Origin of the sequence: Streptomyces sp. SID14478 (assembly GCF_010548525.1) — a bacterium.
GTDB lineage: Bacteria > Actinomycetota > Actinomycetes > Streptomycetales > Streptomycetaceae > Streptomyces.
The window spans coordinates 1-6986 of sequence record NZ_JAAGMG010000309.1 but is presented as its reverse complement, the minus strand read 5'-3'; the positions used below and the strand labels follow the sequence as shown (position 1 = coordinate 6986).

Sequence of the window (6986 nt, the reverse complement as noted above, 5' to 3'; positions counted from 1 at the left end):
GGCGTCCGACGGCGGGCTGGCCGCCCCGCCGCTGCCCTCTGCGGCCACCACGCGCAATGCCGTGCCCGCGGGGCTGCCCCGGTTGCTGGCGAAGCGGAAGAGGGGCTGAGCGCTCCGGGCTCGCCCGAACCCACCGGCCCACGGACCCGTGACCCCGGGTCCGGGATCCCGGTCGCCGGACGGCGGGCTCGTACGAGGCCCTGACCCGTCGGGCCGAGTTCCCCTACGACTCCGGAAGGGCCTTGCCGTAGTCCACCGTGTCCGTCGACTCCGGTTCGGTGAGGGTGAAGTCGCGGCCCCAGTCCGTCAGTTGGAGCGTGCCTGCCCCTCCGGCCCGCTCCAGGCGCATCGGGTAGGCCGCGCCCTCCAGGGAGACGTCGAGCGTGCCCCCGGCGCCCTCGTCGCCGGTGAGCCCGATGGTGCGGACCCCGCCGGACGAGCCGTGGTCGCCCTTGTCCAGCGTGCCGTGCAGCGTGAGCAGGCCGTCGAGCAGCACGCCCTTGTCCGTGAACGTGCTGAGCCGCTTGTACGCCGGATCGCCCGCAGGCACCTTCACGTACTTGCCGTCGAGCTTGTCCGCCGCGGCCCCGTCCTGGTCCGCGTCGTCCGAATGGGTCCAGAAGTCGGCGTCCGCCTTGAGGAAGAGGTGCTCACCGACCCGGAGCAGGCGGAACGTGCTGCCGCCCGTGGTCACCGACCCGGACCCGCCCTCGTCCTTCAGCCGCATGTCGAGCTTGTACGTCTTGCCGCTGCTGACCACCGAACCGGCGACGTGCACGGCGTCCGCGCCCCGCGCCGCCTTGACCGTGCGGCTCTGGATCTCGGCCGGTTCCAGTTTCCCGACCCCGTTGGTGCCCGCGTCCGGATCGTCCCCGCCGCAGGCCGCGAGCCCGGCCGCGAGCCCCGTGCACAGCGCGCCGACCAGGAGTGTCCTGCGGGTACGGCGGTCCAGGGCAAGTGCGGTCACGGGTGGGACTACCTCTCGTACGGCAACAGCAGTACGGCAGCGTACCTGTGCCATCTGCGGTTACTCGTACGGTCCAGGGGCCGGGAGGCGCAAAGGCGTGTTCGACGGGCACCGGATAGCCTGAACCGCGGATTGTTCGTATGCACAGACGTACCGGGAGAAAAGGGAGGCGCTGGAGGACATGGCTGCAGTCGCCCCGCGGATCTTCGTCTCCCACCTCGCCGGTATCGCCGTCTTCGATCCCAACGGGGACCAGGTCGGCCGCGTACGCGACCTCGTCGCCATGCTGCGCGTCGGGCGGCGGCCGCCGCGCCTGCTCGGCCTCGTCGTCGAGCTGTCCACCCGCCGCCGCATCTTCCTGCCGATGACCCGGGTGACCGGCATCGAGTCGGGCCAGGTCATCACGACGGGCGTACTCAACGTCAGGCGTTTCGAGCAGCGCCCCACCGAACGCCTCGTCCTCGGCGAGATGCTCGACCGGCGGGTCCGGCTCGTGGACTCCGGCGAGGAGGTCACCGTCCTGGACGTCTCCGTACAGCAGCTGCCCGCCCGCCGGGACTGGGAGATCGACCGGGTCTTCGTGCGCAAGGGGAAGGGCGGCACCTTCCGGCGCAAGGGGGAAGCCCTGACCGTCGACTGGTCCGGCGTCGACGGGTTCTCGCTGGAGGAGCACGGTCAGGGCGCCGAGAACCTGCTCGCCACCTTCGAGCAGCTGCGCCCCGCCGACCTCGCCAACGTGCTGCACCACCTCTCCCCCAAGCGCCGGGCCGAGGTCGCGGCGGCCCTCACCAACGAGCGCCTCGCCGACGTCCTGGAGGAGCTCCCCGAGGACGACCAGATCGAGATCCTCGGCAAACTGCAGGAGGAGCGCGCCGCCGACGTCCTGGAGGAGATGGACCCGGACGACGCCGCCGACCTGCTCAGCGAGCTGCCGGAGGAGGACAAGGAGCGCCTCCTGGCGCTGATGCAGCCGAGCGACGCGGCCGACGTGCGGCGGCTCATGGCGTACGAGGAGAAGACCGCGGGCGGCCTGATGACGACCGAGCCGATCGTGCTGCGCCCGGACGCGACCATCGCCGACGCGCTCGCCCGGGTCCGCAACCCCGATCTGTCGCCCGCCCTGGCCGCGCAGGTCTACGTGTGCCGGCCGCCGGACGAGACGCCGACCGGCAAGTACCTGGGCACCATCCACTTCCAGCGGCTGCTGCGCGATCCGCCGGGCACGATGGTCAGCTCGATCCTCGACGACGACCTGCAGGCGCTCTCGCCGGGCGCCGCGCTCCCGGAGATCGCCGGGTTCTTCGCCACGTACGACATGGTGGCCGCCCCCGTCGTCGACGAGTCCGGCTCGCTGCTCGGCGCCGTGACCGTCGACGACGTACTGGACCACATGCTGCCCGAGGACTGGCGTGAGCAGGAGTTCCACCTCGCCGGGGAGGTGCCCCATGGCGAGTGAGGAACGCGAGCGCACGCCCGAGGCCCCGCGCCGGTCGCGCATCCGCCTCGACCAGCCGCGCGCGCCCCGGCGCAAGTTCCTTCCGGAGTACGACCCCGAGGCCTTCGGCCGGCTGTCGGAGCGCATCGCGCGCTTCCTGGGCACCGGACGGTTCATCGTCTGGATGACGGTGATCATCGTCGCGTGGGTCATCTGGAACGTGGTGGCGCCCGACCATCTGCGCTTCGACAACTACCCGTTCATCTTCCTGACCCTGATGCTGTCGCTGCAGGCCTCGTACGCCGCTCCGCTGATCCTGCTCGCGCAGAACCGGCAGGACGACCGCGACCGCGTCAACCTGGAACAGGACCGCAAGCAGAACGAGCGGTCGATGGCCGACACCGAGTACCTGAGCCGTGAGGTGGCCGCGCTGCGGATCGGTCTCGGGGAGGTGGCGACGCGGGACTGGATCCGCTCCGAACTGCAGGACCTCCTCAAAGAGCTGGAGGACCAGCAGCGCACCGCGGTGTTCCCGGCCGACAGCGACGCGGGACGTGACGTGGACGACCGCTGACGGGGCTTTCCGCGCCCCGGTCACCGCGCCGTACGCCCACCCGTCGCCCACCACCACCCTTCTAGGGGACGGCGTCGCGCGCCGCCGTACTATCGGGTGTATGGCTACGGAAGACGCGGTGCGCGAGGCACTCGCGACAGTGAACGACCCCGAGATCCAACGACCCATCACCGAACTGGGGATGGTCAAATCGGTGGACATCGGTGCGGACGGCACCGTCGCGGTCACCGTGTACCTCACCGTCTCGGGCTGCCCGATGCGCTCGACCATCGAGAACAACGTGCGCGACGCCGTGCTGCGCGTCGAGGGCGTGACCGGCGTACAGGTCACCCTCGACGTCATGAGCGACGACCAGCGCAAGGAGCTCGCGGCCGCGCTGCGCGGCGGGACGGCCGAGCGCGAGGTCCCCTTCGCCAAGCCCGGCTCGCTGACCCGCGTCTACGCGGTCGCCTCCGGCAAGGGCGGCGTCGGCAAGTCCTCCGTCACCGTGAACCTGGCGGCGGCGCTGGCCGCGGACGGCCTGAAGGTCGGCGTCGTCGACGCCGACATCTACGGCCACTCCGTGCCGCGCATGCTGGGCGCCGACGGCAAGCCCACCCAGGTCGAGAACATGATCATGCCGCCGTCGGCGCACGGCGTGAAGGTCATCTCGATCGGCATGTTCACCCCGGGCAACGCCCCGGTGGTGTGGCGCGGCCCGATGCTCCACCGCGCGCTCCAGCAGTTCCTCGCGGACGTCTTCTGGGGCGACCTGGACGTCCTGCTGCTCGACCTGCCGCCGGGGACGGGCGACATCGCCATCTCCGTCGCGCAGTTGGTGCCGAACGCCGAGATCCTCGTCGTCACGACGCCGCAGCAGGCCGCGGCCGAGGTCGCCGAGCGGGCCGGCTCCATCGCGGTGCAGACCCACCAGAAGATCGTGGGCGTCGTCGAGAACATGTCGGGGCTGCCGTGCCCGCACTGCGGTGAGATGGTCGACGTCTTCGGCACGGGCGGCGGCCAGGCGGTCGCCGAGGGCCTGACCAGGACGACGGGCGCGACGGTGCCGGTCCTCGGCTCCATCCCGATCGACGTACGCCTGCGCGAGGGCGGCGACGAGGGCAAGCCTGTCGTCCTGACCGACCCGGACTCCCCGGCCGGTGCGGCCCTGCGCGCCATCGCCGGCAAGCTCGGCGAGCGCCAGCGCGGCCTGTCGGGCATGTCGCTGGGGATCACCCCGCGCAACAAGTTCTGAGTCCGGCACGTACGAGCCCATACGTACGAGCCCATACGTACGAGCCCACACGTACGGGAACGGGCCGCATCCGGATCGACTCCGGATGCGGCCCGTTCCCGTACGCCCTGACAGAGGGTGTTACGCGAGCTCCGCGACGTCCTTGATCACGGAGAAGCCCAGCCCGTACGCGCTCATGCCGCGCCCGTACGCGCCCAGGTGCACCCCGGCCTGCGTCGAACCGGCGAGCACCCACCCGTACTCGGACTCGCGGTAGTGGAACGTCGTCGGCACCCCGTCCACCGGCAGCGACAGCGTCGCCCAGTCCGCGGAGTCGAGGTCGTCGGCCAGTACCCATGCCGTCTCGGTCTGCTGGTCCAGCCAGTCGTCGCGCAGCGTGTGGTCCATCTGTCCCGGCCAGGTGTACGAGAGCAGCCCGACCCCGGCGAGCCAGGCCGCCGAGGAGACGGACGTGGCGTCCAGGACTCCCGTGCCGTCGGCGCTGCGCCGGACCGGATTCGCGGCGACGGTCACCACGACCGCGAACCGCTCGGTGTCCTCCGTGCCTTCGCTGCGCACCGAGGGCTCGTCACCGTGCCCGATCGAACCGTGCTCGACGGACCCGTCCGCCGTGGTGCCGACCTGCATCAGCCAACGCGGTCCCGTGAAGGCCTCGTCGAGGCCGTACCACGGGAAGGGCGCCAGCAGGTAGCCGTCGACCGTGCGCCGGGCCGTGGGACCCTGACCGGCCCCTTCGGTGTCCGGCGCCTGCGCGCCCACCCGACTCGTCGTCTCCATGTACCCGGCCGCCTCCTCGCTCAGTTACGGACCGGTGCGGCCCGCCCCCCTCGGGCGTTCACTCACGTCCGGTCCGCGCAACAACAAGGCAGGATGCCACACCGGGTCCGGCGGGCCCGGTTTCGGAGGGGGTGGTTCAGGTCGCGTCGGCGTCGAAGGGAGGCGGGTCGCCCGCGTCCGGCTTCTTCTCCAGCGAGGGCTTCTCGGGGCGCTTCTCCATGTCGACGGAGCCGCCTGAGCTGCTCTGGGACGGTGCCGAGTCCTCCATGTCGCCCACGGTGCGCGCCGCGTCGGAGACCTCGGCCATCTCCTTCTTCAGGTCGAAGCCGTTGCGGATCTCCTTGAGCCCCAGCTCGTCACTGTCCAGCTGCTTGCGGATGAACGTCTTGGGGTTCAGGTCCTCGAACTCGAAGTCCTTGAACTCCGGGCCCAGTTCGCTGCGGATGTCTTCCTTCGCACTGTCCGAGAACTCCCGGATCTTGCGTATCGTGCGCGAGACGTCCTGGATGAGCTTCGGAAGCTTGTCGGGGCCGAAGACGAGCACGGCCAGCACGACGAGCGTCACGACCTCCAGTGGGCCAATGTCGTTGAACACCTTGCACTCCTAGCGTGTCCTCGGCCCGCGGTCGGTCTTCAAGAGCAGGTCTTCGGCAGGGTCCGGCATCGGACCGGGTCCACGGTACCCGGCGATCCTGTCCGTCCGGTAGCCACTGAGCGACGTCCAGGATCACTTACGCCGTGAATCCGCTGGCCGGGGCCGTCAGCTGCTGTCGGCCGAGCCGAGGACGAGGGCCACCTTCCGTTCCTTTCCTCCCCGTTCGAGCGTGAGGTTCAGTTTGTCCTGCGGGCGGTGGGCGCGGATCTTGACGATCAGCTCCTCGCCGGAGTGGATGCGCACGCCGTCGACCTCGGTGATGACGTCGCCGGGCTTGATGCCGGCCTTGGCGCCGGGGCCGCCCGGGCTGACGGCGGAACCGCCGTTGTTGCCCTTCGTGCCGACCCGCGCGCCGTCGCCCGAGTAGTCCATGTCCAGCGTGACGCCGATCACCGGGTGGGTGGCCTTGCCGGTGTTGATCAGTTCCTCGGCGACGCGCTTGGCCTGGTTGATCGGGATCGCGAAGCCGAGGCCGATCGAGCCGGCCTGACCGCCGTCGAGCTCCGCGCCGCTGTCCGCGGAGCGGATCGCGCTGTTGATGCCGATGACGCGGGCCTTGGAATCGACCAGCGGGCCGCCTGAATTACCCGGGTTTATGGGGGCGTCGGTCTGCAGCGCGTCCACGTAGCTGACGTCCGTGCCGTCGCCGCCCTCGCCGCCCGCCGTGATGGGCCGGTCCTTGGCGCTGATGATGCCGGAGGTGACGGTGTTGGCGAGGTCGAAGGGGGCGCCGATGGCCACGACGGGGTCGCCGACCTGTACGTTCTCGGAGTTTCCGAGGGACAGCGGCTTGAGTCCGTGGACGCCGGAGACCTTGATGACAGCGAGGTCGTAACCGCTGTCGTGGCCGATCACCTCGGCGTCGGCGTTCTCGCCGCCCGCGAACGTGACCGCTATCCCGCCGTCGGAACCCGCCGGTTCGACGACGTGGTTGTTGGTGAGGATGTGGCCGCGGTTGTCGAGCACGAAGCCGGTGCCCGTGCCCTGCTCGGAGGCGCCCTTGGTGTGGATGGTGACGACGCCGGGCAGGGCGGTGGCGGCGATGCCCGCGACGCTGCCCGGGGCCCGGTGCGTGGACTCGGCCCCGGCCTGCGGGAATGCGACGTCCGTCCCGCCGTTGCGCTCCAGGTACGAGCCGATGGCGCCGCCCACGACGCCGGAGACCAGGGCGATCAGCACGGCCGCGAACGCCAGCGCCTTGCGCCCGCGCCGCGGCCTGTCCCCGACGGGGGCGCCGCCGCCCGACAGGGACATCGGCCCGGCCCACGGGTCGTACTGCTGCCAGGGCCCACCGCCACCTCGGGGGTGGACCGGAACCGGCGCGGGTGCGGGGTACGCCTGAAC

Annotated in this window: 7 protein-coding genes; 3 read left to right on the top strand and 4 right to left on the bottom strand. The window is 71.0% G+C overall.

The features are described 5' to 3' along the window. Nucleotides 1–223: 223 nt before the first annotated feature. Complete coding sequence (locus G3I40_RS10525) at nucleotides 224–967, bottom strand: hypothetical protein (RefSeq protein ID WP_164301894.1); 744 nt, start codon at nucleotides 965–967, stop codon at nucleotides 224–226. Nucleotides 968–1148: 181 nt separating this feature from the next. Here G3I40_RS10525 and G3I40_RS10520 point away from each other — a divergent pair, with 181 nt between their 5' ends. From G3I40_RS10520 to G3I40_RS10510, 3 genes are all read left to right on the top strand, one after another. Then, on the top strand, nucleotides 1149–2423 hold the full coding sequence (locus G3I40_RS10520) for a CBS domain-containing protein (RefSeq protein WP_164301893.1): 1275 nt from the start codon (nucleotides 1149–1151) through the stop codon (nucleotides 2421–2423). Next, nucleotides 2413–2976 (top strand): DUF1003 domain-containing protein, encoded by a 564-nt coding sequence (locus G3I40_RS10515; protein WP_164301892.1) that lies wholly within the window; start codon nucleotides 2413–2415, stop codon nucleotides 2974–2976. The genes G3I40_RS10520 and G3I40_RS10515 overlap by 11 nt, the downstream gene beginning before the upstream one ends. Nucleotides 2977–3076: 100 nt before the next feature. Beyond that, nucleotides 3077–4210 carry an Mrp/NBP35 family ATP-binding protein gene (locus G3I40_RS10510; protein WP_164301891.1) on the top strand — a complete coding sequence of 378 codons (1134 nt, stop codon included), beginning with the start codon at nucleotides 3077–3079 and terminating at the stop codon, nucleotides 4208–4210. A 120-nt stretch (nucleotides 4211–4330) separates the two neighbouring features. On the opposite strand, the gene G3I40_RS10505 is transcribed toward G3I40_RS10510, so the two are convergent. The 3 genes from G3I40_RS10505 to G3I40_RS10495 all read right to left on the bottom strand — a co-directional run. Further along, nucleotides 4331–4987 carry a hypothetical protein gene (locus G3I40_RS10505; RefSeq protein WP_164301890.1) on the bottom strand — a complete coding sequence of 219 codons (657 nt, stop codon included), beginning with the start codon at nucleotides 4985–4987 and terminating at the stop codon, nucleotides 4331–4333. A 136-nt stretch (nucleotides 4988–5123) separates the two neighbouring features. Then, nucleotides 5124–5582: a sec-independent translocase gene (locus G3I40_RS10500; RefSeq protein ID WP_164301889.1), complete on the bottom strand. Its 459-nt coding sequence runs from the start codon at nucleotides 5580–5582 to the stop codon at nucleotides 5124–5126. A 165-nt stretch (nucleotides 5583–5747) separates the two neighbouring features. Then, nucleotides 5748–6986 (bottom strand): trypsin-like peptidase domain-containing protein (locus tag G3I40_RS10495; RefSeq protein ID WP_164301888.1); only part of this gene is annotated, 1239 nt, incomplete at its 5' end.

Excerpts from the sequence above, each read along its gene's own strand:
- G3I40_RS10520 (WP_164301893.1), top strand. The coding sequence starts at position 1,149 with ATGGCTGCAGTCGCCCCGCGGATCTTCGTCTCCCACCTCGCCGGTATC.
- G3I40_RS10510 (WP_164301891.1), top strand. The coding sequence starts at position 3,077 with ATGGCTACGGAAGACGCGGTGCGCGAGGCACTCGCGACAGTGAACGAC.
- G3I40_RS10515 (WP_164301892.1), top strand. The coding sequence starts at position 2,413 with ATGGCGAGTGAGGAACGCGAGCGCACGCCCGAGGCCCCGCGCCGGTCG.
- G3I40_RS10505 (WP_164301890.1), bottom strand. The coding sequence starts at position 4,987 with ATGGAGACGACGAGTCGGGTGGGCGCGCAGGCGCCGGACACCGAAGGG.